This window comes from Bacillus sp. BSL6 (assembly GCF_052928345.1).
This window is the reverse complement of record NZ_JAVGCW010000005.1, coordinates 183,802-208,903: the sequence shown is the minus strand read 5'-3', so window position 1 is coordinate 208,903 and position 25,102 is coordinate 183,802. Positions and strand designations below refer to the sequence as shown.

31 protein-coding genes, 2 pseudogenes, 1 riboswitch and 1 other annotated feature are annotated in these 25,102 nt (G+C 34.3%); of the genes and pseudogenes, 23 read left to right on the top strand and 10 right to left on the bottom strand.

All coding sequences use genetic code 11. The annotated features are described in order from the left end of the window. The first annotated feature begins 188 nt into the window (after positions 1–188). The 4 genes from RCJ96_RS17855 (at position 189) to RCJ96_RS17840 (ending at position 3,258) form a co-directional block, all read left to right on the top strand. Positions 189–596, top strand: a complete 408-nt coding sequence (locus tag RCJ96_RS17855; protein WP_000285637.1) for a MerR family transcriptional regulator — start codon at positions 189–191, stop codon at positions 594–596. 119 nt (positions 597–715) lie between these two features. After that, on the top strand, positions 716–2,044 hold the full coding sequence (locus tag RCJ96_RS17850) for a hemolysin family protein (RefSeq protein WP_000402269.1): 1,329 nt from the start codon (positions 716–718) through the stop codon (positions 2,042–2,044). Between the two features lie 53 nt (positions 2,045–2,097). Then, positions 2,098–2,511, top strand: a complete 414-nt coding sequence (locus tag RCJ96_RS17845; RefSeq protein ID WP_000613868.1) for an ATP synthase subunit I — start codon at positions 2,098–2,100, stop codon at positions 2,509–2,511. A gap of 198 nt (positions 2,512–2,709) precedes the next feature. Next, positions 2,710–3,258, top strand: a complete 549-nt coding sequence (locus tag RCJ96_RS17840) for a DUF2179 domain-containing protein (protein WP_000938434.1) — start codon at positions 2,710–2,712, stop codon at positions 3,256–3,258. 97 nt (positions 3,259–3,355) lie between these two features. On the opposite strand, the gene RCJ96_RS17835 is transcribed toward RCJ96_RS17840, so the two are convergent. The 3 genes from RCJ96_RS17835 to RCJ96_RS17825 all read right to left on the bottom strand — a co-directional run bounded on the left by RCJ96_RS17835 (position 3,356) and on the right by RCJ96_RS17825 (position 5,402). Next, a complete protein-coding gene (locus tag RCJ96_RS17835; RefSeq protein ID WP_000747691.1) occupies positions 3,356–3,595 on the bottom strand; it encodes a DUF3923 family protein in 240 nt (79 codons plus the stop codon). 76 nt (positions 3,596–3,671) lie between these two features. Further along, a complete protein-coding gene (locus tag RCJ96_RS17830; RefSeq protein ID WP_416503858.1) occupies positions 3,672–4,049 on the bottom strand; it encodes a hypothetical protein in 378 nt (125 codons plus the stop codon). A gap of 153 nt (positions 4,050–4,202) precedes the next feature. After that, positions 4,203–5,402, bottom strand: a complete 1,200-nt coding sequence (locus RCJ96_RS17825; RefSeq protein WP_416503857.1) for an MDR family MFS transporter — start codon at positions 5,400–5,402, stop codon at positions 4,203–4,205. A 112-nt stretch (positions 5,403–5,514) separates the two neighbouring features. On the opposite strand from RCJ96_RS17825, the gene RCJ96_RS17820 reads away from it, so the two are divergent. After that, positions 5,515–6,057, top strand: coding sequence for a CGNR zinc finger domain-containing protein (locus RCJ96_RS17820; RefSeq protein WP_242304364.1), 543 nt, complete (start codon positions 5,515–5,517; stop codon positions 6,055–6,057). 40 nt (positions 6,058–6,097) lie between these two features. Next, positions 6,098–6,853, top strand: coding sequence for a class I SAM-dependent methyltransferase (locus RCJ96_RS17815; RefSeq protein WP_075395349.1), 756 nt, complete (start codon positions 6,098–6,100; stop codon positions 6,851–6,853). A gap of 55 nt (positions 6,854–6,908) precedes the next feature. Here RCJ96_RS17815 and RCJ96_RS17810 read toward each other — a convergent pair whose 3' ends face one another. Both RCJ96_RS17810 and RCJ96_RS17805 read right to left on the bottom strand, forming a co-directional pair. Continuing rightward, complete coding sequence (locus RCJ96_RS17810) at positions 6,909–7,052, bottom strand: hypothetical protein (protein WP_000945244.1); 144 nt, start codon at positions 7,050–7,052, stop codon at positions 6,909–6,911. A gap of 97 nt (positions 7,053–7,149) precedes the next feature. Beyond that, a riboswitch (cyclic di-AMP (ydaO/yuaA leader) is annotated at positions 7,150–7,291 on the bottom strand. A gap of 38 nt (positions 7,292–7,329) precedes the next feature. Next, on the bottom strand, positions 7,330–7,791 hold the full coding sequence (locus RCJ96_RS17805) for a GNAT family N-acetyltransferase (RefSeq protein ID WP_416503856.1): 462 nt from the start codon (positions 7,789–7,791) through the stop codon (positions 7,330–7,332). A gap of 136 nt (positions 7,792–7,927) precedes the next feature. Here RCJ96_RS17805 and RCJ96_RS17800 point away from each other — a divergent pair, with 136 nt between their 5' ends. Then, complete coding sequence (locus RCJ96_RS17800) at positions 7,928–8,176, top strand: GlsB/YeaQ/YmgE family stress response membrane protein (protein WP_242304197.1); 249 nt, start codon at positions 7,928–7,930, stop codon at positions 8,174–8,176. Between the two features lie 63 nt (positions 8,177–8,239). After that, positions 8,240–9,361 carry an AI-2E family transporter gene (locus tag RCJ96_RS17795; protein WP_242304196.1) on the top strand — a complete coding sequence of 374 codons (1,122 nt, stop codon included), beginning with the start codon at positions 8,240–8,242 and terminating at the stop codon, positions 9,359–9,361. A gap of 28 nt (positions 9,362–9,389) precedes the next feature. Here RCJ96_RS17795 and RCJ96_RS17790 read toward each other — a convergent pair. After that, positions 9,390–9,707, bottom strand: a pseudogene (locus RCJ96_RS17790) (1-deoxy-D-xylulose-5-phosphate reductoisomerase); the annotation flags it as partial. A 152-nt stretch (positions 9,708–9,859) separates the two neighbouring features. Next, positions 9,860–10,065, top strand: a binding site (T-box leader). A 44-nt stretch (positions 10,066–10,109) separates the two neighbouring features. Between RCJ96_RS17790 and RCJ96_RS17785 the strand changes: the two are divergent. The 6 genes and pseudogenes from RCJ96_RS17785 (at position 10,110) to RCJ96_RS17760 (ending at position 14,127) form a co-directional block, all read left to right on the top strand. After that, complete coding sequence (locus RCJ96_RS17785) at positions 10,110–11,108, top strand: tryptophan--tRNA ligase (RefSeq protein ID WP_270794327.1); 999 nt, start codon at positions 10,110–10,112, stop codon at positions 11,106–11,108. A gap of 210 nt (positions 11,109–11,318) precedes the next feature. Continuing rightward, positions 11,319–11,882 carry a maltose acetyltransferase domain-containing protein gene (locus RCJ96_RS17780; RefSeq protein ID WP_242304193.1) on the top strand — a complete coding sequence of 188 codons (564 nt, stop codon included), beginning with the start codon at positions 11,319–11,321 and terminating at the stop codon, positions 11,880–11,882. 167 nt (positions 11,883–12,049) lie between these two features. Beyond that, positions 12,050–12,167: pseudogene (locus RCJ96_RS17775) on the top strand (MFS transporter); the annotation flags it as partial. Positions 12,168–12,303: 136 nt separating this feature from the next. Next, positions 12,304–13,332 carry an ROK family transcriptional regulator gene (locus RCJ96_RS17770; RefSeq protein ID WP_416503855.1) on the top strand — a complete coding sequence of 343 codons (1,029 nt, stop codon included), beginning with the start codon at positions 12,304–12,306 and terminating at the stop codon, positions 13,330–13,332. A gap of 61 nt (positions 13,333–13,393) precedes the next feature. Next, a complete protein-coding gene (locus RCJ96_RS17765; protein WP_074609192.1) occupies positions 13,394–13,774 on the top strand; it encodes a VOC family protein in 381 nt (126 codons plus the stop codon). Positions 13,775–13,872: 98 nt separating this feature from the next. Continuing rightward, positions 13,873–14,127 carry a YbeF family protein gene (locus tag RCJ96_RS17760; protein ID WP_074609194.1) on the top strand — a complete coding sequence of 85 codons (255 nt, stop codon included), beginning with the start codon at positions 13,873–13,875 and terminating at the stop codon, positions 14,125–14,127. A gap of 113 nt (positions 14,128–14,240) precedes the next feature. On the opposite strand, the gene RCJ96_RS17755 is transcribed toward RCJ96_RS17760, so the two are convergent. Together RCJ96_RS17755 and RCJ96_RS17750 are read right to left on the bottom strand one after the other, a co-directional pair. Beyond that, complete coding sequence (locus RCJ96_RS17755; protein ID WP_242304187.1) at positions 14,241–14,702, bottom strand: NUDIX hydrolase; 462 nt, start codon at positions 14,700–14,702, stop codon at positions 14,241–14,243. A 17-nt stretch (positions 14,703–14,719) separates the two neighbouring features. Next, entirely contained in the window at positions 14,720–15,559 is an 840-nt protein-coding gene (locus RCJ96_RS17750) for a DUF2785 domain-containing protein (protein WP_416503854.1), read from the bottom strand. Positions 15,560–15,682: 123 nt separating this feature from the next. Here RCJ96_RS17750 and RCJ96_RS17745 point away from each other — a divergent pair, with 123 nt between their 5' ends. The 5 genes from RCJ96_RS17745 to RCJ96_RS17725 all read left to right on the top strand — a co-directional run bounded on the left by RCJ96_RS17745 (position 15,683) and on the right by RCJ96_RS17725 (position 20,531). Continuing rightward, a complete protein-coding gene (locus RCJ96_RS17745) occupies positions 15,683–16,405 on the top strand; it encodes a GNAT family N-acetyltransferase (protein ID WP_416503853.1) in 723 nt (240 codons plus the stop codon). Between the two features lie 179 nt (positions 16,406–16,584). Further along, positions 16,585–17,607, top strand: coding sequence for a tyrosine-protein phosphatase (locus tag RCJ96_RS17740; protein WP_074609201.1), 1,023 nt, complete (start codon positions 16,585–16,587; stop codon positions 17,605–17,607). A gap of 89 nt (positions 17,608–17,696) precedes the next feature. Next, positions 17,697–18,641: a phosphotransferase family protein gene (locus RCJ96_RS17735; protein ID WP_270794335.1), complete on the top strand. Its 945-nt coding sequence runs from the start codon at positions 17,697–17,699 to the stop codon at positions 18,639–18,641. 44 nt (positions 18,642–18,685) lie between these two features. Beyond that, the gene (locus RCJ96_RS17730; protein WP_242304182.1) at positions 18,686–19,396 is read left to right on the top strand and encodes a YjjG family noncanonical pyrimidine nucleotidase; all 711 of its coding nucleotides are present in this window, start codon (positions 18,686–18,688) and stop codon (positions 19,394–19,396) included. A 172-nt stretch (positions 19,397–19,568) separates the two neighbouring features. Beyond that, positions 19,569–20,531, top strand: coding sequence for a tubby C-terminal domain-like protein (locus tag RCJ96_RS17725; protein ID WP_416503852.1), 963 nt, complete (start codon positions 19,569–19,571; stop codon positions 20,529–20,531). Between the two features lie 55 nt (positions 20,532–20,586). On the opposite strand, the gene RCJ96_RS17720 is transcribed toward RCJ96_RS17725, so the two are convergent. Together RCJ96_RS17720 and RCJ96_RS17715 are read right to left on the bottom strand one after the other, a co-directional pair. Continuing rightward, positions 20,587–20,790, bottom strand: a complete 204-nt coding sequence (locus tag RCJ96_RS17720) for a helix-turn-helix transcriptional regulator (RefSeq protein ID WP_074609209.1) — start codon at positions 20,788–20,790, stop codon at positions 20,587–20,589. Next, the gene (locus RCJ96_RS17715; protein WP_074609211.1) at positions 20,778–21,137 is read right to left on the bottom strand and encodes a DUF3796 domain-containing protein; all 360 of its coding nucleotides are present in this window, start codon (positions 21,135–21,137) and stop codon (positions 20,778–20,780) included. Before RCJ96_RS17715 ends, RCJ96_RS17720 begins: the two co-directional genes overlap by 13 nt. 179 nt (positions 21,138–21,316) lie before the next feature. Between RCJ96_RS17715 and RCJ96_RS17710 the strand changes: the two genes are divergently transcribed. From RCJ96_RS17710 to RCJ96_RS17695, 4 genes are all read left to right on the top strand, one after another. Continuing rightward, positions 21,317–21,511, top strand: a complete 195-nt coding sequence (locus RCJ96_RS17710) for a hypothetical protein (RefSeq protein WP_000935861.1) — start codon at positions 21,317–21,319, stop codon at positions 21,509–21,511. A gap of 87 nt (positions 21,512–21,598) precedes the next feature. Further along, entirely contained in the window at positions 21,599–22,324 is a 726-nt protein-coding gene (locus RCJ96_RS17705) for an ABC transporter ATP-binding protein (RefSeq protein WP_000570194.1), read from the top strand. Continuing rightward, positions 22,317–23,975, top strand: coding sequence for a putative ABC transporter permease subunit (locus RCJ96_RS17700; RefSeq protein WP_416503851.1), 1,659 nt, complete (start codon positions 22,317–22,319; stop codon positions 23,973–23,975). The genes RCJ96_RS17705 and RCJ96_RS17700 overlap by 8 nt, the downstream gene beginning before the upstream one ends. 56 nt (positions 23,976–24,031) lie before the next feature. After that, positions 24,032–24,790, top strand: a complete 759-nt coding sequence (locus RCJ96_RS17695) for an SDR family oxidoreductase (protein WP_416503850.1) — start codon at positions 24,032–24,034, stop codon at positions 24,788–24,790. The last annotated feature ends 312 nt before the right edge of the window (positions 24,791–25,102 follow it).

Here is a 25,102-nt window from a genome sequence, read left to right as displayed (position 1 = left end):
AGTAATGTAGTATAGGAAATATAATTCGATTATAAGAATTAAGTAATATATTGTTAATTTACAAAATGATAAAATGGTAAGTGGAATTGTGTATAAATTATGAATAATAAACCGTCACGTTTGACTGTACAGTTTATGTATTGTATGATGGTAGTAATATAAACAAGGGGGGGAAGATCGTTGGGAAGGTGTATCGAATCGGACAGTTGGCTCTCATGGCTCACGTGTCGAAACGAACGATTGATTATTATACGAATCTAGGTATCTTAAAAGCGGAGCGATCTCAATCTAATTATCGCTATTACGACGAAACAGCATTTGAGACATTACAATTTATTGAGAAGTGCAAAGAAATGCATATGCCGCTTTGTGAGATTAAAGAGAAAATCGAGGAGAAGAAAAAGCTGCTCGGTATCAATGAACACGTTTCGAAACAAGTGAATGAAGTGACAGACCATATTCATCGATTAGAAGCAGAGTTAACAGAATTAAAGCCGCTTTTAGATGGATTGACTGATTCACAACGTGAAAAAATATCGAAATCTTTATCTGGTCAAACGACAGCTTTAATACAGACACTTGCTCTATTATTATAGAAAAAGTGAAATCCGACCTCTTTAATTTTTGTATCGGGCTATGTTTTCTAAGAAAGAAATAAGAAAACATTATAGTATACAGGAGGTGGACACCTTAGTTTTTTTACTAAGGGGATTCATTGGAAATATTTAATTTAGTCATGGTTGCGATTTTAATCGCATTTACTGGATTTTTCGTAGCAGCTGAGTTTGCGATTGTAAAAGTACGTTCAAGTCGTATTGATCAGCTTGTTGCAGAAGGAAAACGCGGTGCTTTAGCAGCGAAAAAAGTAACAACAAATTTAGATGAATATTTATCTGCTTGTCAATTAGGTATTACAGTTACAGCTATGGGATTAGGTTGGTTAGGTGAACCGACAATTGAAAAGTTATTACACCCGTTATTTGAGAAATGGAACTTAAATCCTTCTATTTCATCAGTATTAACATTTGGTCTTGCTTTTATGATTATGACGTATTTACACGTTGTAGTAGGAGAATTAGCTCCAAAAACGATGGCAATTCAAAAGGCTGAAAGGGTAACGTTATTATTGGCGGGTCCATTAATGATGTTCTATAAAGTGATGTATCCATTTATTTGGGTATTGAATGGTTCAGCGCGTGTTGTAACTGGCTTATTCGGTTTAAAACCAGCTTCAGAACATGAAGTAGCTCATACAGAGGAAGAATTACGCCTTATCCTTTCAGATAGCTATGAAAGTGGCGAAATTAATCAAGCTGAATACAAGTATGTAAATAACATTTTTGAATTTGATAATCGTATTGCAAAAGAGATTATGGTACCGCGAACAGAAATCATTGGTTTCTATTTGGAAGATTCAGTAGAAGAACACATGAAAGTAATCCAAAATGAGCGATACACACGTTATCCGATTTTTGGAGAAGATAAAGATGATATTATCGGTATGGTCAACGTAAAAGATTTCTTTATTCGATATATGACCGAGGATCAAAAAGATTTATCATCAATTCGCTCGTATATGCGTCCGATTATTGAAGTGATGGAAACGACTCCAATTCACGATTTATTACTTCAAATGCAGAAGAAGCGAATTCCGATGGCTGTTTTATATGATGAGTACGGAGGAACAGCTGGAATTGTAACGCTTGAAGATATCTTGGAGGAAATCGTCGGCGAAATTCGTGATGAATATGATGAAGATGAAGCACCACCAATTCAACATGTGAACGAGCAACATATCATTGTTGATGGAAAAGTGCTTATCTCAGAAGTGAAAGATTTATTTGGATTACACATTGAAGAAGATGATGTGGATACAATCGGTGGATGGATTATGATGCAAAATCATGAAATCGAAGAAGGACAACACGTTGAGGCGGAAGGTTATGAATTTAAAGTGTTAGAAAAAGACGCTTACCAAATTAAACGTGTTGAAATTCGTAAGATGGAAGAGGAACAAGAAGAAGAGAAAGCAGCAACTGTGTAAGTTGCTGCTTTTCTTCTAAAGTACAAAAAAATGAGAACTTAGGAGCGGATATTTTGATTCAAGAAGCCTTACGCGTATATCGATTACAATTGTATGTGATCTTTAGTGGTTTACTACTTATGTGGACGATTACTCCGTTTGGAAAACAAGTAACAGGGTTTGGAATTGGTTTAGCTGTAAGTGCATATTGTCTTTGGCTATTAGCTCGCAGAGTAGAGAAAATAGGGAAAAGCATTGTAATGAAAGAAAAGGCTCCTGGATTAGGAGTTTTAAACCGATTTGCAGCTGCCATTTTAGGAGCTATCATCATGTATGAAATTGAGCATGAAATGGAAATGTGGGCATTCGGTACAGGCATTTTAGGTGGTCACTTTTTAATGATTGCGAATTTAGCTTATGCAAATATGCAGGTAGTGAAAGAAGAAGAGAAGAAAAGGGAACATGCTTCGAAAAACATTGAGCTATGATGAGAGGGGCCTAATTGGGGTTCCTTTTTATTTTATTGATATGATACAAGTAACTAAATTAACGACAAATATAATACGCTTCTTTTTTGCGTTTTTCAATAGTATGAAAAATAATAAAAAAAAATTTAAAAACCCATCGATTTCTTAAGGTTATGTATGTTATCATGACAAAAGACTTTTTGAAAGAGGTGGATATCAATGTTACAAGCGCTACTAATTTTTGTGCTTCAAATTATTTACGTTCCCATTTTAACAATTCGTACGATTTTGCTTGTAAAGAATCAAACAAGATCCGCTGCTGCTGTTGGATTGTTAGAAGGAGCTATTTACATTGTCAGTTTAGGTATTGTGTTTCAAGATTTATCAAATTGGATGAACATCGTTGCCTATGTCATTGGCTTTAGTGCGGGACTGTTATTAGGCGGTTATATAGAGAATAAATTAGCAATTGGTTATATTACGTATCAAGTTAGTTTACTAGACCGTTGTAATGAATTAGTAGATGAATTACGTCACTCTGGATTTGGCGTCACAGTATTTGAAGGCGAAGGTATTAATTCGATACGTTATCGATTAGATATCGTTGCAAAACGTTCTAGAGAAAAAGAACTGTTAGAAATTATTAATGAAATTGCACCGAAAGCCTTTATGTCTTCTTATGAAATCCGCTCATTTAAAGGTGGATATTTAACGAAGGCGATGAAGAAGAGAGCGTTAATGAAGAAAAAAGATCATCATGCATCGTAAAGAAAAGGGAGTAGTGCCGCTTTAAAAGTTCCCATATGTAAAAGAGAGGAATCTACATTAAAATAGATTCCTCTCTTTTTTATTGTTAATTGAAAAACTAAATCGTATAATTATTTTTTTTACTCATCCTCAAATTAATGATTAGCCATATAACTTGAAAAAATACCGGTATGATAAAAGCGATTAATATAACGATAAGTGATATGGATTTAATTTCAGGTGTTTGAATAACACCAGCACCATCCACATCTCGCAGCCAAATAATAGCGGCCCATATTCCAAAAACGATAATCCAAAATAGGTTACCGATCCACCAAGAAATCCATCGTTTTTTCATGTTAACACCCCTTACATGTATCCGCTGTTAAAAGTATATTTTCGTTCGTTACATTTATAATGAAACAACTTTAAAATTATTTTTCAACTGTATATCTAACTTGTTTGAAGGTTACTATTTCTCCATCATCATTATCATCTTTCGTTTGTAAAAGTTGAACTTTTGGTTTGTAGTCTGTCCGATGAGCGTGTTCGATATCTTTAATGTTAAGCTTGTAGGATTCACCATTCTTTAGCTTTTGTTCTAACACTTTTTTATTAGCAACATAAATAAAAGTTACTTTATTGTCATCAATTCCCTCGGTCTTAATTTCTAACTCATTATCTTTTGTTGTAATCGTTGGTGTTAATAATTCCATACTGCCGCTTCCGGTTTCTAAAGAATTTTCTGCTATAGTTGAACATCCTGATAGTATGATTCCGGTGAATAGAAGAACAATTAATTTCTTTTTCATAACATCCCCCCGATTCTATGTGATTTTTGATTTTGGCATTGTTAGACTGCTAGTGTTTTATGTAAACGTTTCGTGAGCATTCCTTTTGATTGTACCATAATATGTAAAATGACGCAGGCTGTATATCCAATTTAAGGGAGATTGAAAGTTTACTTATTGCTGTAAATTAGTATTTTTACAGTAGGCATATATCTTCTTTAGGAAATCCTTTTTCGTATTTAAAATATGTAATGAAATAAAACCAATAAGTCCTATTCCACCAAAAATAAGCCATGGTGTATACACTCCGCTTAAGTTGGATGTAAAAGATGTACCGGTATAATTACCGATGATAAAACCAAATGCGAGTGATAGTTGATAAAATCCAAAGAAAGTGGCTGTATATGATTCATTACTGTAATTTGCAATAGCGATATCAGCGTTAGGTAATACGAGTGTTTCACCGATTGTAAATAAAATTACACAAATGAAGAGCCAATATGGGTGTTGAAATAAAGGAACGAGTAAAAAGGAAATACTCATTAATAAAACACCGTATTTAATAATCGAAAGTGTGTTGTATTTGTGGAATAATTTTCGGAATAATACCATAAATATGACGCCTGTTATTGCATTTATCGTAATAACGAGTGTAGCAAGTTGATTGCTATTACTAATGTTTTTCATATGAAGTGGAAGTGCGACAGTAAGCTGAGTAAACATAATATAGAAGAAAATCATGATAAAGGAAAACAGAAGGAAAGACTTGTTTTGTAAGATGGCCTGTATTCCTAATGTAATAGACGTGTTTTCAGTAGTGACTTGGAAGTGATTTTTAAGTAAGTAAAAGATAAAAGCAAATAACAGCATAAGAAATCCTGTTAGAGAGAAAGCATAGATTGGATCGAGTAAGAGTAAGAACCCTCCAGCAATTGGTCCGATTATTGCACCGCAATTAAAGCTAAGGTTTAAATATGTAAATAAATTTTTTCTCAAATGAGCTGGCTGTGAGCCAAATATAGCGCGAGCGGCAGGTTCGTAAAATGCAGTTCCGAAGCCAATAAGTGCAGAAGAAATAGAAATTGTATAGAAATCAGAGCATATTCCTAAAGCGATAAATCCGATTCCTCTCAAAAATAAACCGGCTATCATCATAATGATATAGCCTATTTTGTCAGCAATTAATCCTGAGAATAAAGGGATAACTCGTGATGTAATTATTATAACCGTCAACACTGTTCCTACTTGAAAAGCTGAAAAATGGAGAAAGGTTAATAGATAAATAGCTAAAAATGCGTATACTGCAAAATATCCAAAAGACATAAAAAATGAAGAAATAAGCATGAAACGTATCGGTGTTGAGAAACTTTTCATAGAACTCCTCCTAATATTGTAACCAGTAAAATGATTTAATGGTTAACTATTTTATATTATAATTATACATAAAGTCAGAAAAAAGTAAAATTTAAGAAGAAGGTGAATGGAATTGAATCAAAATGCACCAAATGAACTAGAATATATTCGGGAATTTTTAAATACATGGAAAATACCAAATGATACGAGACAGCCAATTGACTTGCTGCAAACAGAAGAGGATATAAAGAAATTTATGAAAGAATCTTTTCATGAACAGTTTCCATTTCATACGATAGAGGAATTAAAAAGTTTTCGAGAAGATATTCGGGCGGCAATTGAAGGTGAGGGATCGTTGCAAAAGTGGTTAGAGAAATATCCATTTCATGTACATGTAATGGAAGATATGAAAGGTATTACGTATGAACCAATGCACGAGGAAAATATATATACAAAAGTATTAAGTATTGTTTTAATGGCAGTTCAAGAAAATTTGTGGGGGAGGTTAAAAGCATGTCCAGATTGTCGCTGGGTATTTTACGATCATTCGCGAAATGGAAGCAAAAGATGGTGCGGTATGTATGCTGGTGAAGAAGGAGGCAGAGCATGCGGTACAATTGCAAAAGTGAAAAATTACCGAGCGAAGAGAAAAGGAAGAACGGGTTATAATGTGTAATTAATAGTAAGGGAAGAAAATGGATGGGGGAATGTAGCATATGAAAGGTACACAAATGTTAGCTTTAAATAAAAAGTGTTGGGATACAGTTGCACCTTATTTCTTTCAAGTGGACTGTTTACCGAAATATGGCCCGTATACAGCGTCTGAAGATGAGATTCATTTGTTTGATTCAATTAAAGGTAAAAAGGTTCTTGATATTGGATGTGGAAGTGGGCATTCGTTGCAATATATGGCGGAACGTGGTGCAGAAGAATTGTGGGGACTGGATCTTTCGAGCACACAAATTGAAACGGCACATGAAACGTTACAGTCGTGGAATCCAAAGTTAATATGTGGAGCAATGGAAGAGGAAAGGGATATTCCGAAAGGGTATTTTGACATAGTATACTCCATTTATGCATTAGGTTGGACTTCAGATTTAAGAAAAACGTTGGAATTAATTTATTCTTATGTAAAGCCAGAAGGAAGCTTTATTTTTAGCTGGGAGCATCCCGTATATTCAAACTTAATGTATGGAACAGAGGAGATTGCTTTCAGCTCGTCTTATCATGAAGAAACTCCTATTACGTTTGAAACATTTAAAGGGGAAGATGTACAAGCGACATTATATAAACGAAAAATGAGTACATACATAAATGAGTTAAATAGAGTTGGTTTTACAATTGAGAGGATTGAAGAGCCTGAACCATCGAGCTCGTTTGATGAAGAATTAGCTGAGCCGTCTACGAAATATTATTCTTTACATAAAGCTAGGATGGTGCCGACTACTTTTATTATTAAGGCAAGAAAATGAAAAATACAGCGTACACTGAAAAAAGCGTACGCTGTATTTTATTAAAGGTTAATACTTATCTCTTCGGTTGAAAAATATGTTGAAAGAAGTATTTGTGATGTAAGTTATCTACAATTTTATTTGCTTGATATGTGCGATGTTGCTCGAGTCGGAGTCTTTGCTCCATCATTTTGATTGCGTGATCAGATAAACGTAACATAATACATTTCCCCTTTTCTATAAATATAGGTGACTATTTGGTATCGATCCCATATTTATAACTAAGGAGGCAAAATGTGTAGCATAGGCAAAAAGCACCTTCCTCTCCCATTACGCTTACGAGGTTAGCTGTCGGACTCGGGAAGTGAGAGTTCCCTACTTAAAAAAGATTCGCCCCAAGTAGCATAGCTACAAAAGTGGTTCCCCCGCTCCAAAATTTGGACTCAGCAAAAGGTTTTATAGAGTAAAAGATAACACAAATAATCAGGTTAGTCAAACTATTTATTGTTTTCTGTCTTTTTTAGTGAGGTTAAAATCACACCATCAGGCAATACGATATTTTGTACTTCAATAAAGCCATGTTTTTTATATAAAGACAAAGCAGGTGTATTTTCTTTCCCTGTTTGTACAATATATGTTTTCGGAGAGGAGAACATGTCAAATACATAAAGTAGTAGTTTTGTTGCAATCCCTTTATGAAAATGATCGGGGGATACTACTAAACGATGAATATCTACTTCCTCTTCATCTATTTTAAAAGAAATAAAACCAGCAAGTGTATCTTCATAAAAATAGCCGTAGAAAATTTCATCACATGATTGAATATCGGCTACAGTATCATAAAGTCGAGGGATAGCTGTACTATTTATATATTTTGCCTCGATTTCATAAGCAGGTATTTGAATGTTTAAAATAGAAGTAGCGGTTCTGTGAGAAGTTGTTACTAATTTTTGAATCATAGGGTAAAACCTCCTTTTAGACTTTCTTTTCATAGATTTGACAACATTTTTCTTTTTTGGATATAATAATTATAATAGTTACATAATAATTTAGTATGAAAAAGAATTACACTATAATAGAAATGGAGGACTAAAGATGGGATGGATTATCACATTAATAGTTGGTGCTATTATAGGTGCAATTGCTAGTTCTATAACGGGTAAAAATTTCCCGGGTGGTATGTTCGGTAATATAATTGCAGGTTTATTAGGTGCTTCGTTAGGTGGTAAGTTATTTGGATCCTTTGGGCCATCACTTGGTGGGATTCATGTTGTGCCAGCATTATTAGGAGCAATCGTGTTAATTTTTATTGTATCATTTGTAGTGAAAGCTGCAAAGAAATAGATATATAGATTATGATGAAAAGCCCTGAATAAGGGCTTTTCATCATTCGAAGAGGTGGTTTCGTTGGAGAAAATAAGTATAAGAAAAAGAGATAAGCTGAAAAAGTTTTTTAGAGAACACAATTATTTAGCAGTGTTACTTGGGTTTGCACTATTGTTCATTAATATTTTACTACTAACAAAAATATCATTTGTTTTTACACCGTTTATCGTCTTTTTAAAAACAATTTTCTTCCCGGTATTATTAGCGGGCGTACTATTTTACATTTTGCATCCATTCGTTTCGCTTTTAGAAAAGAAAGGTGTTTCAAGAATCGTATCAATAGCCTCGATATACTTAATCGTAATTGGATTATTTGTGTTTTTAGTTTTAACGGTTATTCCAATTATTAAAGATCAAATTGATGCATTAATAGATAACTTACCGTATTTCGGTCATGAAATTGAACGAGCGGCACGTAGATTTGGGGAAAGTAATTTACTAGGAAAAATTCAGGAGAATTTAAATATTGATGTAGCGAGTATGGTAAAAGACTATACAGTTGATTTTACGAAGTCGTTATCATCAGTAACAGGAAATGTAACTGGATTTTTAAGTACCCTTACAGAGGTCGTTTTAACGTTTGTAATGGTTCCGTTTATATTGTTCTATCTTTTAAAAGATGGTGAGCAATTACCGAATCACTTTTTAAAGTTTATTTCAGAACAAAGACGACCAGCAGCGATGAGAATACTAGACGATATGCATTATGCGATTAGCTCGTATATTAGAGGACAAATTATCGTTAGCTTATTTATCGGTATTATGCTATTAATTGGTTACCTTATTATCGGTATTAAATATGCAGTACTACTTGCTATTTTAGCGATGATTGTAAATATTGTTCCGTATGTAGGACCAATCATTGCAATTACACCAGCGTTAATTATCGCATTTATTGACTCGCCAGCAATGGTTTTAAAGGTAATTATCGTAATGATGGTTGTACAATTAGCAGAAGGTAAGTTTATTTCTCCGCAAGTCATGGGGAAAAAGTTAGATATTCATCCGATTACTATCATCTTTATTATTTTAACTGCAGGAAATTTATTTGGAATTATGGGGATTATTTTAGCAATTCCAGGGTATGCGATATTAAAGGTGTTAGTAACGCATGGTTATCGATTTGTTAAGTTGAATACGTGAAAAAAGAGCTAGAACAGTATAATCTGTTTTAGCTCTTTTTAATTAATAATTGATTTGCATATTGACGTGCCCATTGATCCGCTTCTAATATAGCATCTAGTGAAGGATCTTTTACGTTATGATGGGCTTCAACTGTTTTGTAAATTGTTTTTTCAATATCGAAAAAGGTAATTTCATTTTTTAAGAATAGTGCATTTGCAATTTCATTTGCTGCATTTAATACAGCAGGAGTAGTACCACCAATTTTGCCACATTCAAATGCGTATTGTAGGCAAGGGAACTTCTCTAAATCTGGTTTTTCAAAATGTAAACTACCGATTTCTAATAAATTTAATTTTTCAATGGATATATATTTTACCATGAAAAAACCTCCAAAGTTGTTTCGAGTATTTCTGCAAACCTATATAATATTAGGCAATTGAAGTGGAAATTCCTGCTATATAAAATAGAAAATTTTGGTTTGTTTAGAAGTGAAATGTGATAAACTGTAAAAAATAAAGAAAAGCGATGAAAGAGAAGAGTACATATTCGAAACTTTTCAGAGAGCTGATGTGTGGTGGGAATCAGTAAGGGATGAATGTGGAATGGGCTCTGGAGCTTCTAACTGAAATGAGTAGGTAAAGACGGTTGCTTCACGTTAAGAAGTTGAAGTGAGCTAACAATAGCTAATTAAGGTGGTACCGCGGGAGTCTCTCGTCCTTTTTTAAGGATGAGGGGCTCTTTTTATTTTGAGAAAGGAGGAGTTAGGATGAGTGAGAAAATAATGTTAACTGGGATTAAACCAACAGGTTATCCGCATTTAGGAAATTATATTGGCGCTATAAAACCTGCGTTGCAAATGTCAAAGAAGAATGAAGGAAAAGCATTGTACTTTATAGCTGATTATCATGCGTTAAATGCTGTGCATGATCCGGGTCAGTTCAGTAGTTATACGAAAGAGGTAGCAGCTACTTGGTTATCACTTGGACTTAGTGAAGATGTTATTTTTTATAGGCAAACGGAAGTGCCCGAGATTCTAGAATTAGCTTGGATATTAGCTTGCCTAACTCCGAAAGGGCTTATGAACCGTGCTCATGCGTATAAAGCGAAAGTAGAGCAAAATAAAGAGGCAGGGTTAGAGGTAGATGCTGGTGTGAATATGGGGTTATATACGTATCCAATATTAATGGCGGCTGACATATTATTATTTCAAGCTACTCATGTGCCTGTCGGAAAAGATCAAATTCAGCATATTGAAATCGCGCGTGATATTGCGACGTATTTTAATCATACTTTCGGCACGACATTTACGCTTCCAGAGTATGTCATACAAGAAGAAGGCGCAATATTACCAGGGCTTGATGGAAGAAAGATGAGTAAAAGTTACGGGAATGTGATCCCATTATTTGCAGAGAAAGAAAAACTACGAAAGTTAATATTTAAAATCAAAACAGATTCTTCACTTCCAAATGAACCGAAAGAACTAGAAACGTTATATACAATATATAAAGAATTTGCAACGGAAGATGAAATGCAGTCAATGCGTGAAAAATATGAAACTGGTATTGGATGGGGCGATGTGAAAAAAGAGTTGTTTCGCGTTGTAGACCGTGAATTGGCTGGGCCTCGTGAGAAATATGCTATGTATATGAATGAACCAAATTTATTATATGAAGCGTTGGAAAAAGGTGCTGAGCGGGCGCGGACTATTGCGAAGGTAAATTTAACAGAAATTAAGAAACGGATTGGATTTGAGAGGGAGCACTGAGCGTTCCCTCTTTTTTCTCTATAACTTATTCGTCATATCGATGAGTAAAGCAAGGAGTTCGCATATTCTTTTGAAACTTATTAGTTGCATATATTAAAAAGTATGCTACTATAGGGTTACTTATTAAACATGTTTAATAAGTATAATGAAAGTCACTTAATAAAGATATTTAATACGTAGGGTTCATTTGATTACGAAGGAGATGATTCTATGAAAACAGAAAAAGAAAAGATGTTAGCGGGAGAAATGTATATTGCAGATGAAGAAGAATTAGTAGCTGATAGGGTGAAGGCAAAACGTTTAACACGTCTTTATAACGAGGCGATGGAGACAGGAGATGAGAGGCGTTTTACATTATTAAATCAGCTTTTAGGTTCTTCAGCTGACGGGGCATCACATATTAAACCTACTTTTCGTTGTGATTATGGTTACAATATCCATATTGGAAAGAATTTTTTCTCCAATTTCAATTGTGTGATTTTAGACGTTTGTGAAGTGCGAATTGGGGATAATTGTATGTTTGCACCTGGTGTTCACATTTATACTGCTACTCATCCTTTACACCCGGTAGAGCGGAATTCTGGTAAAGAATATGGAAAGCCTGTAAAGATTGGTAACAATGTTTGGGTAGGCGGGGGAGCTATTATTAACCCTGGTATTTCAATTGGAGATAACGCTGTAATTGCTTCAGGGGCAGTTGTGACAAAAGATGTACCCAATAATGTAGTAGTTGGTGGTAACCCAGCTAAAGTTATTAAAACGATAGACTTATAGAAATCGTTTTTTATGAGTGCATGAATAAACAGATGTTGTATCGTATAGAAAATGTGAAAGGTGTTTCATATAAAGAAAAATAGTGCGGAAAATCGTACGAAGACATTACTTACTTCTTGAAACGCTCTTTTTCTTATTTGTTTTGCTGGTTTTCTCGTTTGCTGTAAGTTTCTCTCATCGGTTATATAGCCTTTTTAGTCATCTGGTATACTAGGGGAATCATTCGGAATACGTAATGCTTTACTAGCTGTTTTATTATTTGCTCTGTTATCTGGAATTGTATGAATACATGAAGCGAAACAGGGAGTGCATGCATCGGAAATATATCATCTTTATTGCTTTAGAAAATGATGTATGATATATTGTCAACGCAATTTATTAAAAGTGTTTAATAAGTATGTTGATTAAGGTGGTGAGCGATTTGAGTGAACAGTTTGTTACTCAAAAATCAATTAAAGAGACAATCCTTCGCGGCATTCGTAAAGTTCTTTTAGAGCGAGGTAGTGCAACGAAAGTTGAGCTTAGTAATACATTAGAAATTAGTTTTCCAACGATAAGTAAATTTATAGAAAAAATGAAACAAGACGGTGAAGTCACTTTAGCTGGTTTAGATGATTCAAGTGGTGGAAGAAGAGCGAAACGATATGAATATAATCCAGAATATATGTTAGGTTTAGCGATATTTTTAGAAAAAAATGAGACGAACTATACAATTTTTAACTGTTTAGGGGAAGTAAAAGAACAGGGGAGTACTTCAAGTATGTTAATTGATACGGGCGTAAATCTATTATCTAAACATATTGAAAGGCTTATCGCTACATTCCCGAAAATAAGCTCTATATCAATTGGTGTGCCTGGTTCGGTTGATAATGGTCGTATTTTTTATATTCCTGGATATGAAAAGTTCCAAAATTTTAATTTGAAAAGTCATTTGGAGGAACAGTTTTCTATACCAGTAGTAATAGAAAACGATATGAATGCTGCTGTGCTTGGTTATTATAAAAACACTGGAAACTATGACAATTCCTCTCTTGTATATTTGTATTCCGGTCAAAATGGTCCAGGTGCAGGTATTATGGTAAATGGAAATGTCGTACGCGGAAGCACATTTTTCTCAGGAGAGATATCTTTCGTCCCGCAGTATAATAACAAAAATTTCTTGCAAGCTTTGAGAAGTGAAGATTCGAATAATCCAGAGGAATATAATATAGATGTTATTACTCGTTTAATCGCTACATGTATAGCTATTATTAACCCTCATGCCTTTATCTTCTGTGATGATGAAGTGAATCAATTTGTTATAGATCAAATTGTAAAAACTTGTCCGCAGTACATTCCGGCGGAACATATTCCGAAAATAACAGTGAGTAATTGGAAAGAAGATTATTTATATGGATTAAAAAGTCTAGGACTTGATCTTATGATTACGAGAACGAATAAAGAAAATTAAATGTCCTGGCAATGAAGCATCCAATTGTCAGTTGAATAACATAAAAGAAAAGGTGTCGATTATGAAAATTGAACATGTAGCAATTTGGGTGAATGATTTAGAAGGAATGCGTGATTTCTATAAACAGTACTTCGGTGGCGAAGAAAATAGCTTATATCACAATCCGAAAAAGCAATTTAAATCTTATTTTATAACTTTTGAAGGTGGTGCGCGTCTAGAACTTATGAAGCAGGTAGGGTTAGATGATGCATTACAAACAGAAACAATAGGATATGCACATATTGCTTTTTCTGTAGGTAGTAAAGAAAAGGTGAACGAATTAACGAATACATTAAGAGAAGCAGGATACCCTGTGTTAAATGGCCCGCGTACTACAGGGGATGGTTACTATGAAAGTGTAGTAAGTGATCCTGAAGGAAATCAGATTGAGATAACGATCTAACATTTTGTTTACTAAAAACGAATGAAAATATAAAACTTTGTTGTTCCCCAAAATGTTTACAAGAAACCTATTATTTCTGCAGAAAGGGGGACATAACATTGAGTGAGTCAATTTTGATTTTCTGTATATATCCATTACTTATTTGTATTTTTTCAATAGCTGTGACATATAAAATTGGTACATTTTACGTGATGCCAATGGTAACATTTCTTATTTTTCTTATGTTAAATGTTACAGTGCACGATCCAGTATTTTTCTTTTGGGTTGGCATGTATACGATTCTTTCATTTATCGTTTCTTATATAACTATACTTTTTATAAAGGGATATAAAGTTGTAGAAAGAGAACGTTAATATCATTTTGGGGAAATAGGGAGTTACGGTGAACGATAAAAACCTCATTTCACGTTGTAATGACGAGAAATGAGGTTTTTATATTACTATATAAAATGAAAGGAAAAGCCATTCTATTTCACGTATAAATTGGATTGTTGAAACTCATTAATAATTCTCTCAATAACAGGAGGAAGATTACTCGGTAACTCATTCAGTGAAAAGAAGCGTAGTTCTTTCGATTCCGTATGGTCGCATACAAGCTCACCGTTGAATTCTCGGCAAATATAAACAACGAGTACACCGTGTACTTGATCGCCATTTGGATAGATTTGAAAGAAATCTGGTCCTGAGTATGTACGGAATAGTTCTGGATTTTTGATAATAAGTCCAGTTTCTTCATATACTTCTCGCTTTAAAGCGTCTTCTAACGTTTCGTTATATTCCAAGGCGCCGCCAATAATACCCCAGCGGTTAAAGTCGGTGCGGAGCTGCAGCAATATTTCATTGTTTTCATTTACTATAATGGCGTGTGATCCTATTAAAATCAGTGGCTGGTTTCCTACTAAATTTCTCATATCTTCAATATAACCCATAGTTGTTCTCCTTATATCTAGTAATAATTAGGAAGTTCTTTTAACATTCTTTCTGTTTTCCGTACTGTAAAGGCTAAGTTATGATCATCTTTCGTTCTGAAAAATAAAGTGCGTAAAAAGGTTTTAATGTTGGCACATAAAATACAATACTCATTTAACGAAAGGCGCTTTCTAATTTGGGGAAGCCTTTTTATTTTTTTATGAATAATAGAAATTAACTCGTCTTGCGGAAAGTCATGATACAACATCGCTAGTAATGGCGTAACAATTCGTTCATCTTCGTTATTATGAAAAAGGTCAGATGGAATAAAGATTTTATTTAATAAGCAATGAATTAACTCCTCGTACCATTCAAAAGTTGTATACGTATTATGAACAATTTCCGTAAAGGCATCAGATACGTGAGCAAGACAATGAGCCCATCCTTTATTTTCAATATAGCCTCGAAAATCTGTTTCTAAGTTTGTGTATGTAATGAGTTTGTTTTTTATTTCTTCGATATCCTCCTCAGTAAAAAAATAGTGCGAATTAGCGAATTGGAGTATTAACGCAATTAACGAAACAGTGTAAGAACGTGTGAAAACTCCATCTGAATGTGTGGAGTAAATATCACAATATAAATACTCATCACTTAAACAAGTATGTAAAAGCAATTTCAGCTGATCATCCATAAGAAATTCATGATGAATAAAATGCACAAAACATTTATAGATAAGTTGATAACGAACGTAACTATCAGTCGTTCCGATAAACTGAAGCATGTTCAAAGTTAATTCATTAATATCTATATGTTGTAGTTGCGTATAGTCATTTTGTTGTATAAGCTCTAACTGTTGTTGCAATGCTGTAATATCCAATGGAGAACCTCCTCCGCACTTTAAAGATGCGATGTTTTCTAGTATTCTATATATTCAAGGACAATCCTGCTCATGCAAGGAGAACAAGTAGAAATTCGAGTATGACATAGATGAGGGAAGAATATGACGACGATAGAACAGTTAGAAAAACATTTTAAAATAAGAAGAAATGCTTCTTCAATCATGATAAAAGAAAATAATGCAGAAGTTTTTACAGAAGAGCAATTAAAGGAAATGATGCAATATTGCGTTGCTGAGGCTGAAGAAGAGGGAATAGAAAACTTACATTTTGAGATTTCTTCGAAAAGCCCCAATTATAATATGTATAAAAAATGTTTTGAAACGTATTCGTTTGAATATGTTACTGAAAACATCATTGTGTTTAAGGATCTATATAAAGTAGAAGATGTAGAAAGTGATATTGATTTTAAGTTGATTGAAGAAGTAGGAGAAGATGCTTTTTATTCTCTTTGGAGTGAGATGACAGAAGAACAAGTCACTTATGATCAATTTGTAAATATGATGCTACAAGAAATTGGAGAGCAATGGAAAGAACATTGTTTAACTGCGAGTATTGATGAAGAGCCGATCGGAATTGTAATTCCGCATATTGAGAGAGGTACGTTAGAAGAAGGAAAACTTATGTATTTCGCAGTCGCTCCAAATATGCGTAATAAAGGGTATGAAGCAGCATTCTTTACAGGTGCAATGTTTGTCTTAAAGGAAATAGGTGCTTCTTATTATATTGGTGAGGCAAATGTACAAAATGAATGGATGAAGGATGTTTTTGAAAAGAACGGATGTCAGCTGCTTAGTTGTACTGAGCGGTATGTGAGGAAGTTTTAGGAGGATGAATGATGTACTTTCTTGAACTCATTTCGAGGCAATCCGTGTACAACTTATGAACAAGTAAAAGAACTTTTTGCCTGTTTGTAAGATAAAAAGAAAAATGAGAACGACAAAGTAGATATTCGTATAATACAATAGAGTAAGATTCGATTATAAGAGAAAGCGTTGGTGAAAGAATGGGGCAGCAAAGACATTGGTTACAAGCAACTGTAGAAAGAAATGAAGATAATACGTTACAAATAAAGTGGGAAAATAATATAGAGGAAGTTCGCATTTACTGGAGTACTTCGCCAGATCATATTGAAGAAAATGGAGAATTACTTGCAACGGTAAATGGAGAATCATCATATACAATTGAAAACCCGAGCGAAAATGAGCGTCCATATTTTAGACTAGTAGGTAGTAATGGACAAGCAGTGACAGTAGCTGAGCGTAGACTGCCATTACAAGGCGCGTTTAACTTCCGTGATATGGGAGGATATGAAACGACAGAAGGCCGTAAAGTAAAATGGGGTAAATTATACCGTTCTGAAGAATTAGCAGGATTAACAGAGTGGGATATTGCGTATTTACAAAAGTCTGGCTTAAAGTTAATTTGCGATTACCGTACAGACTTTGAAGTGAAGCATAAGCCAAACCCTGAGATTACAGGAGCTCGTCAAGTGTGTTTACCAGTTATGCAAGACTTAGCAAAAGACTTGAACATAAATGAGTTTTTCCAAGTTGGTGACCTTTCTATGTTAGGCAAACCAGGCGAATACCTTGTGAAAATGAATCAAGATTTCGTAAGTGGTAACGAGGCGTTCGTAAGCTTCTTAAACTTAGCGCAAAACCCGGAAAACTTACCGTTAGTAAACCATTGTACAGCTGGGAAAGACCGTACTGGATTTGGATCAGCATTATTATTACTTTTACTAGGTGTACCAGAGAAAACAGTAATGGAAGATTATTTACTAAGTAACGGTTTCCGTGAAAAGTTAAACGAGAAAATGATGGCCTTTTTAGGTGCAAAACTACAAAACGATGAGAGTAGAGCGATATTAGGTGCGATGTTCGAAGCACGTGCTGAGTATTTACAAGCTGCGATTGATGAAGTGAAAAAGCAATATGGTTCAGTTGAAGCGTATGCTGAAAAAGCACTTGGCTTTACGAAAGAGTCGTTAGAACAAATGAAAGTTTTATTGTTAGAAGATAAATAAAGAAGAGGGAGGCTGATTGGATTAGCCTCCTTTTCTTATTGTTGTTATAATTTTGCTAATGAGAATGTTGTGCAACGAAGAGAGAATGGATGAAAAGAACTTACGAATCGGGGGATAAAATGATTCATACACGTGGAAAAGCAGAGGGATTAAGGGAAAAGCTAGCAACAATACTAAGTCAAGATTATAAGGAATTAGCTGTTCAGGATTTAAAGGTGATTGGAACGGGAGTGCAAAATATTGTTTTTCGAGGAGATTCAGAAAAGGGGTCTTTGGCATTTCGAGTGCCGTGGGAAAGAGAAGTAGAAAATATAAATGAAGATTTATTTAATAGTCGGATTTCATTGAAAAAGGAAGCAGAGCTTTCTAAGTATTGTCATTCAAAAGGTATTTCGGTGCCAAAGATACACGGATTGCATCTTTCTGTCGAACTTGATTTTTTAATTTCGGATTGTGTGTATACTGATCATATGCCAATTTCTGCGCACAAAATAGGAGAGTTAGTGAGCAAGCTTCATAGCATGCCAATTGATGGTTTGCATTACGAGAAAAATATTAAAGAGCCGATTAGTAAGTATATAGCAGAAAGAATTGTGAAACGGATAGAAGGGTTTAATACAATTACGAATTGTGGAATTAAACTTCCAGATACAAAAATAATTGAACATATTCTTAGTACAGCAGATCATGTAAAATGCTTATTACATATGGACATTCGACCAGCCAATTTAATCGGGTATAATGGAGAAGTTAAAGCAATAGTTGATTGGGATAACGCTTTAATTGGTCATCCATTGCTGGAGTTAATGAGAATAGCTGAAACTAATGAAATTAGTTGGGATGAATTTAAAGATGGATATAAGAATGATAGTATCTTTAATGTTACCCCTCATATCGTTAGTTTATTTTATAGACTAGATACAGCTGTCATGCTAGCAAACTTATTTATAGCACATTTGAAAATAAAAGATAAAGGTGTATTCTATAAAGAGCGGGTTAAAGCGCTTCATCAAGAAATATATAAAAACTTATAAGCAATGAGAACGAAGCTTTTAAAATAGGAACTAAGGAGAACATCATGAAATACAAAGTTATATTATTCGACGTAGATGATACATTATTAGATTTCCCTGAAACGGAAAAACACGCACTGCATAATGCGTTTGTACAGTTTGGTATGCCTACAGGGTATACTGATTATCTTGCAAGTTATAAAGAGATTAGTAATGGGTTATGGAGAGATTTAGAAAATAAAATGATTACGTTAAGTGAATTAGCGGTAGATCGATTTAGACAATTATTTGCCCTTCATAATATAGAAGTAGATGCGCAGCAATTTAGCGATGTATACCTTGAAAACTTAGGTAAAGAAGTACATCTTATAGAAGGTGCAGTGCAATTATGTGAGAATCTACAAGATTGCAAGCTAGGCATCATTACGAATGGATATACGAGGGTACAACAATCTAGAATTGGAAATTCGCCTTTACGTAACTTCTTTGATCATATTATTATTTCTGAAGAGGTTGGCCATCAAAAACCAGCACGTGAGATTTTTGATTATGCGTTTGAAAAGTTTGGAATTACGGATAAATCAAGTGTACTAATGGTTGGAGATTCGCTCACTTCTGATATGAAAGGCGGAGAAGAGTACGGCATTGATACGTGTTGGTATAATCCGAGTTTGAAAGAGAATAAGGCAAGTGTTAATCCGACTTATGAAGTGAAGAGTCTGCTGCAAATTTTAGAACTTGTAGAAGTGGCGGAAGAAAAGGTAGTTTCATTTTAATCGTGTCGATATTTGTTGATAAGTCGATATTCTTTGTCGAATCGTCGATATATCGAAAAAATCGTTGATATATTTTAAGTTACGGTAGATATATTGGCAAAATCGTCGATATAATTTGAGTTGCGTTCATTTTATAGGTACGATCGGTGTAATAACTAGAGGTGAGTGAAAGATGTTAACATTTTTATTTGAGTTAGACAAGAATATCCCACAGAAAGATGAGCCGCGGTATGATGCTTATTCAAAGGGCTTTATCGAAGGGGATGTAACGATTCACGCGAGTAACAGTGTATTTTTTCAAAAGTCACGTATGAAGGTCGCAGAGCTCGGTATTTATTTAGGACAGTGGATGGAGCAAGTGCAACACGGGCAGAATGTACATATGAATTATGAAACGCCTGACCGTGATGAGACCATTCTTAGTTTCTTTTATGAAGAAGACGATCAGTGGAAGATTTCTTCCAGTTGGCAACAATTTGAGGTTCAGGAATGTATTTCTACTACAGCATTAGTGGAGAGTGTTCAGCGTTATTTATATGAGTTAAATAAAGAACTGCGCGCGATAGAATATCCTGTGACGTTTGATCAGTACTTAAGAGGAGAGCGGGTGATGCAGCTTTCTTACAAAAGACTGTGTGATAGTAAAGCGGACACGGTTCCTATTGAGGTTTACATTGGAAGCGACAGAGTAGGCGCAGTACGGGGGTATTATAAAAATACGTTGATGAGAGTGCTAGATTTCATTCCGAAAGTCGGTAGTAATATTATTTATGAAATAAAGGATAGTAAGGACAATATTCGCGTCATTGCAAAGGATGTAAGTAGGCAGCGCCAAAGAAGGATTTTAGTAACATATAAAGATAATCATGATGAAGAGCATGAAATACTTGTATGTGACGGAAAGTTATTGGATGCAAATTTCTTATTTACTTTCACATATAAGAGAGAAGAATTTGTTGTTCATAAAACTACTTTTGGGATGGGAAAGTTATTACGAAAAGGCTATGTAATCGCAGATTGGAATATTCGTCTTGAGGAAGATATGTATTACATCGAGATGAATGTATATGATAAGGATTATATAGAGGATCAATATTTACTATTGAGCGTATTTCATGCGGTTTTGTATGGGTGATTGTTGTATAAATGAAAAATACCGGTATTCTTTGTGAAAAGAATGCCGGTATTTTTTATTCATCCTCAAAAATAAAAACTTCATCAATCGTACTATGAAGTGCCCTCGCAATATCGTGAGCAAGCTGCAAGGAAGGGTTGTATTTTCCTTTTTCAAGGTGGCTAATTGTTTCACGACGTACACCAACGCTCTTTGCTAAATCTTCTTGTGTCATATTCAATTTGGCGCGGTATTCTTTTATTTTCGTTACGAACGCCATGGTGCATCTTCCATTTCGTCAACAGGTTTATCGTAAAAGAACATAGAGAATCCGAACGTAAGAATGAGTGTGCTGAAAATAAGAGCGATATCGATCTCTTGTAGCGCCGGGTTTGGAAATAACATTTCAATAAACAGAATGATAGCGGTAGTTAGTAATGTAACGATAAAAGCATTACGGCACGATTTATTGACGATTTGTTCAAATAGTTCATCGTGTTGAACTGTTCTATACGATGTGAAAAAGGAGAAGAAACAAAACATAGTGAACAATCCTTTTTCATAAAAAAAGCCAAGAAAACCGAAGAAACCAAGAAATCCTAAATATTTTATCCAAGTTGTTTTCATGATAGTTCCTCCTTATCATGTTAGAAATAAATCACGTTATGTTATAAATATATCACATATGGATAATAATGGTAATAATAGTTTTCCAGTTTACTTCATAATAATAGTAAAAAGAGGAAATATACTGCGGAATAAAGAGGATAATATTGTAAAATGGTTGTAAGGAGGGGGAGGAAGGTATGCTAAATTGGATCATGATCGTTGTATTACTTGTAGTCATTACTGTAGTTGCGACGGTGTTAATTGGGCGAAAGGGTGATGCAAATTATAGTAAAGCGACAAAGGGGAATATTAGAAGGCTTACGATGATTTATATTATACTAGCTGTCGTTTTGATCGTTGGATTAGGTCTGTATATTTATTTCAAAGGTTAAAAAACTGAAAAATACAAAAATCTAAAAATAGAAGTATGCTATAATGTTAATATAGTTATTTGGTAATTAAGGAAAGGATTGGATGGAATGATTGAAATTACGAATGTGTCAAAAAGTTATAATGGTTCTACCTATGCAGTAAAAGATTTAAGTTTATCTGTGCCTAGCGGAGAAATCTTTGGATTTTTAGGGCCAAATGGTGCCGGTAAATCAACGACAATTAAGATGATTACTGGTATCCATGGGGTGGACAAAGGGACGATTACGATTAACGGTATAGATATTATGAAAAATCCGATGGAAGCGAAAAAGACGTTTGGTTATGTCCCAGATAGTCCAGATATGTTTTTACGATTAAAGGGAATTGAATATTTAAACTTTATGGCAGATATGTATGAAGTGCCGAAAGAAGTACGCCAAGAACGAATTGAGTCCTTAGCGAAGAAATTTGATCTTTATAATGCTTTATCAGATCAAATTCAAAGTTACTCGCACGGTATGAGACAAAAGATTGTTATTATTGGTGTGCTCGTGCATGAGCCAGATGTATGGATTTTAGATGAACCGTTAACGGGGCTTGATCCGAAATCTGCATATATTTTAAAAGAAATGATGAGAGAACATGCGGATAAAGGAAAGATTGTATTCTTCTCTACACACGTATTAGAAGTGGCAGAAAAATTATGTGACCGCGTCGCGATTATTAATAAGGGGAATTTGCAGTTCAAAGGGAATTTAGATGAAATGAGAGATCATTTTAAATCCAATGAATCACTTGAAAAAATGTTCTTGGAGATGACGGGCAATGAGTAAAATTTGGACGTTAACGAAAGTATTATTGAAATTAAATTATGCAGATTTTATAACAGATAAGAAGAAGCGATGGGCGTATGTATTTTCATTTGCGGCTATTTTATTTGTCGGATTTTTACTGTTTGGTTCTATCACGCATGCAATGTATGAGGGAATGATACATTTAGGGCAAGATCCAGGAATGATTATCGCAATGGGACTTGCGATTGCGAGTATATGGGTATTTTTAATGAGTATAACGAACATTTTAACTGTATTTTACTACAGCAATGATATTGAAATGTTATTACCATTACCATTAAAACCAGCGCAAATTATTTCAGCCAAATTTTTAACGGTATTAATTACACAATACGTAATGAGTTCATTTATTTTATTACCGATCTTTATTACGTACGGTTTAAAAAGTGGCGCATTTATTACATATTACATATATATGATTTTCATTTACTTACTCTTCCCAATTGTGCCGTTAGTACTAGCTTCGTTACTCATGACAGTTATTATGAGGTATACAAATATAGCGAAAAATAAAGACCGAGGAAATATATTTATTGGAATCGTAAGTATACTATTTATTGTAGGAATTAACGTATTTTTGCAGTGGAAAAATAAAAGTTCGTTTTCTGAAGATGCAATTGCGGATTATCTTGCAAACAACCAGTCTTCTCTTTTAGTACAAATGACAAACTATTTTCCGACTACATATTTTGGAGCAGTAGCATTAGTAGAAAATGCAAATTGGAAGGGTCCTTTATACGTAATAATCTTTGCAGTTATTTCATTTGTATTTTTTGTGTTGTTTTATTACATTGCAGAGCGTACATATTTAAAAGGGGTTATTGGACTTTCAACGAGTACAGCAAAAAAAGAAGTCATTTCAGCAGAAGGCTTACAGAAATCTACGGTACAAAGTTCACATTTGAAAGCATATGTGAAAAAAGAATTTAAAACGTTATTCCGTACACCACAATTTTTCTTAAATTGTATCGTACAAACTTTCGTTATGCCGATTATGTTGTTCTTCATTTTATTCGTGCAAGATGGGAATTTAAAATGGATCACGGGATATATTGATAATCCAAAATCAGCAGGACTTGCAATTGGTGTTGGCCTTTGTGCCTCTCTATTTTTAATGGGAAGTAACGTCATCGCAACAACTTCATTCTCACGTGATGGAAGCTCTTGGTTTGTGAATCGATATTTACCTGTAAAAGCTTCGGATATCTTTTTTGCGAAAGCAATCACGGCTTGGTTAATTAATGTAATTATTTTAGCAGTGTTCGGTATTACGATGGCAGTTGTAGCGGGAATTTCTCCAGTATTTATGGTTCTTTGGTTCTTATTAAGTGCGAACGGTTTATTGTTAATTAATTTAATAGGCACACGCTGGGATGCACAAACTGCAGATATACATTGGGATACAGAGCAGAAATTATTTAAGAGCCGCTATACAACTTTGTGGAATTTTTTAGCTAATATTTTAATAGCTTTAGTTATTGTAGCGGGAGTAAGTCTATTATACTTCTTCCTTCATGTCGGACTGTGGGTTATGTTTATCGTTTTATTTGTAATGTTTACGATTGTAAATTATATCTTTATTAAAGTTTTAAAATTAGGTGCAGAACGTATATTGTCAAATATTGAATAAAAAGATAGATCCTCTGTATTCGTGCAGAGGATTTATCCATAGGTGGAGGAGAAAAGGTGAAGAAAATAGCAATTGTAACAGGGGCCACTCGTCTGAATGGAATTGGTGCAGTTGTATGCAAGGTGCTTGCTCAAAAAGGAATAGAAATTTTTTTCACGTATTGGTCTCAGTATGATAAAGCGATGCCGTGGGGAATGCATGACAAAGAGCCCTTTTTGTTGAAAGAGGAGATTGAAAGTTACGGTGTTCGATGTGAAATGGCAGAAATCAACTTATCGCAGTCGTATTCGCCCAATCGTTTGTTTTATATGGTATCAGAACGGTTAGGTGATCCATCTATTTTAATTAATAATGCAGCGTATGCTACTCATACGAGAATTGAGGAATTAAATGTAGAACAGTTAGATAAACATTATACGGTTAATGTTCGGGCTACTATGTTATTAAGTTCATTATTTATAAAACATTATGCAAGCAAGGCGAGTGGCAGTATTATTAATCTTACTTCAGGGCAGTCACTCGGGCCAATGCCTGATGAACTAGCATACGTAGCGACGAAAGGAGCAATTGAAGCATTTACAAAATCAGTAGCACCAGTTGCGATGGAGAAGGGGATTACAGTGAATGCTGTTGATCCAGGACCGACGAATACAGGATGGATTACAGAGGAGCTGAAGCATCATTTAGTATGGAAGTTCCCGCAAGGTAAAGTAGGAGAGCCGGTGGATGCTGCGCGCTTAATATCTTTTTTAGTAAGTGAAGAAGCAAAATGGATTACTGGGCAAGTTATTCATTCGAATGGTGGTTATTCATAAATATATTATGTTAACAATCATTGAGAAAACCAAAAAATGAAAGAAAATTTTATTTTTTTGTATAAATAAAATGTCAAGAAAGATAAAAATTTGATAAAAGAGTATATCGTCATATGAAGATCGTAATTCTTCATGTGACAATATACTCTTTTTCTTTTCCTACAGAGAAGAAAAATGAAGTAGAAGAAACTCGAATATTCAAATTGATTTATCAGTTTTTGTACGTATTATTATGAAGATTACTGTCGGAAAGATGGTAATTCGTATGAAAAGGATTTTTTAAAGGGAAATCGAATCGTAAAGGGGAGGATA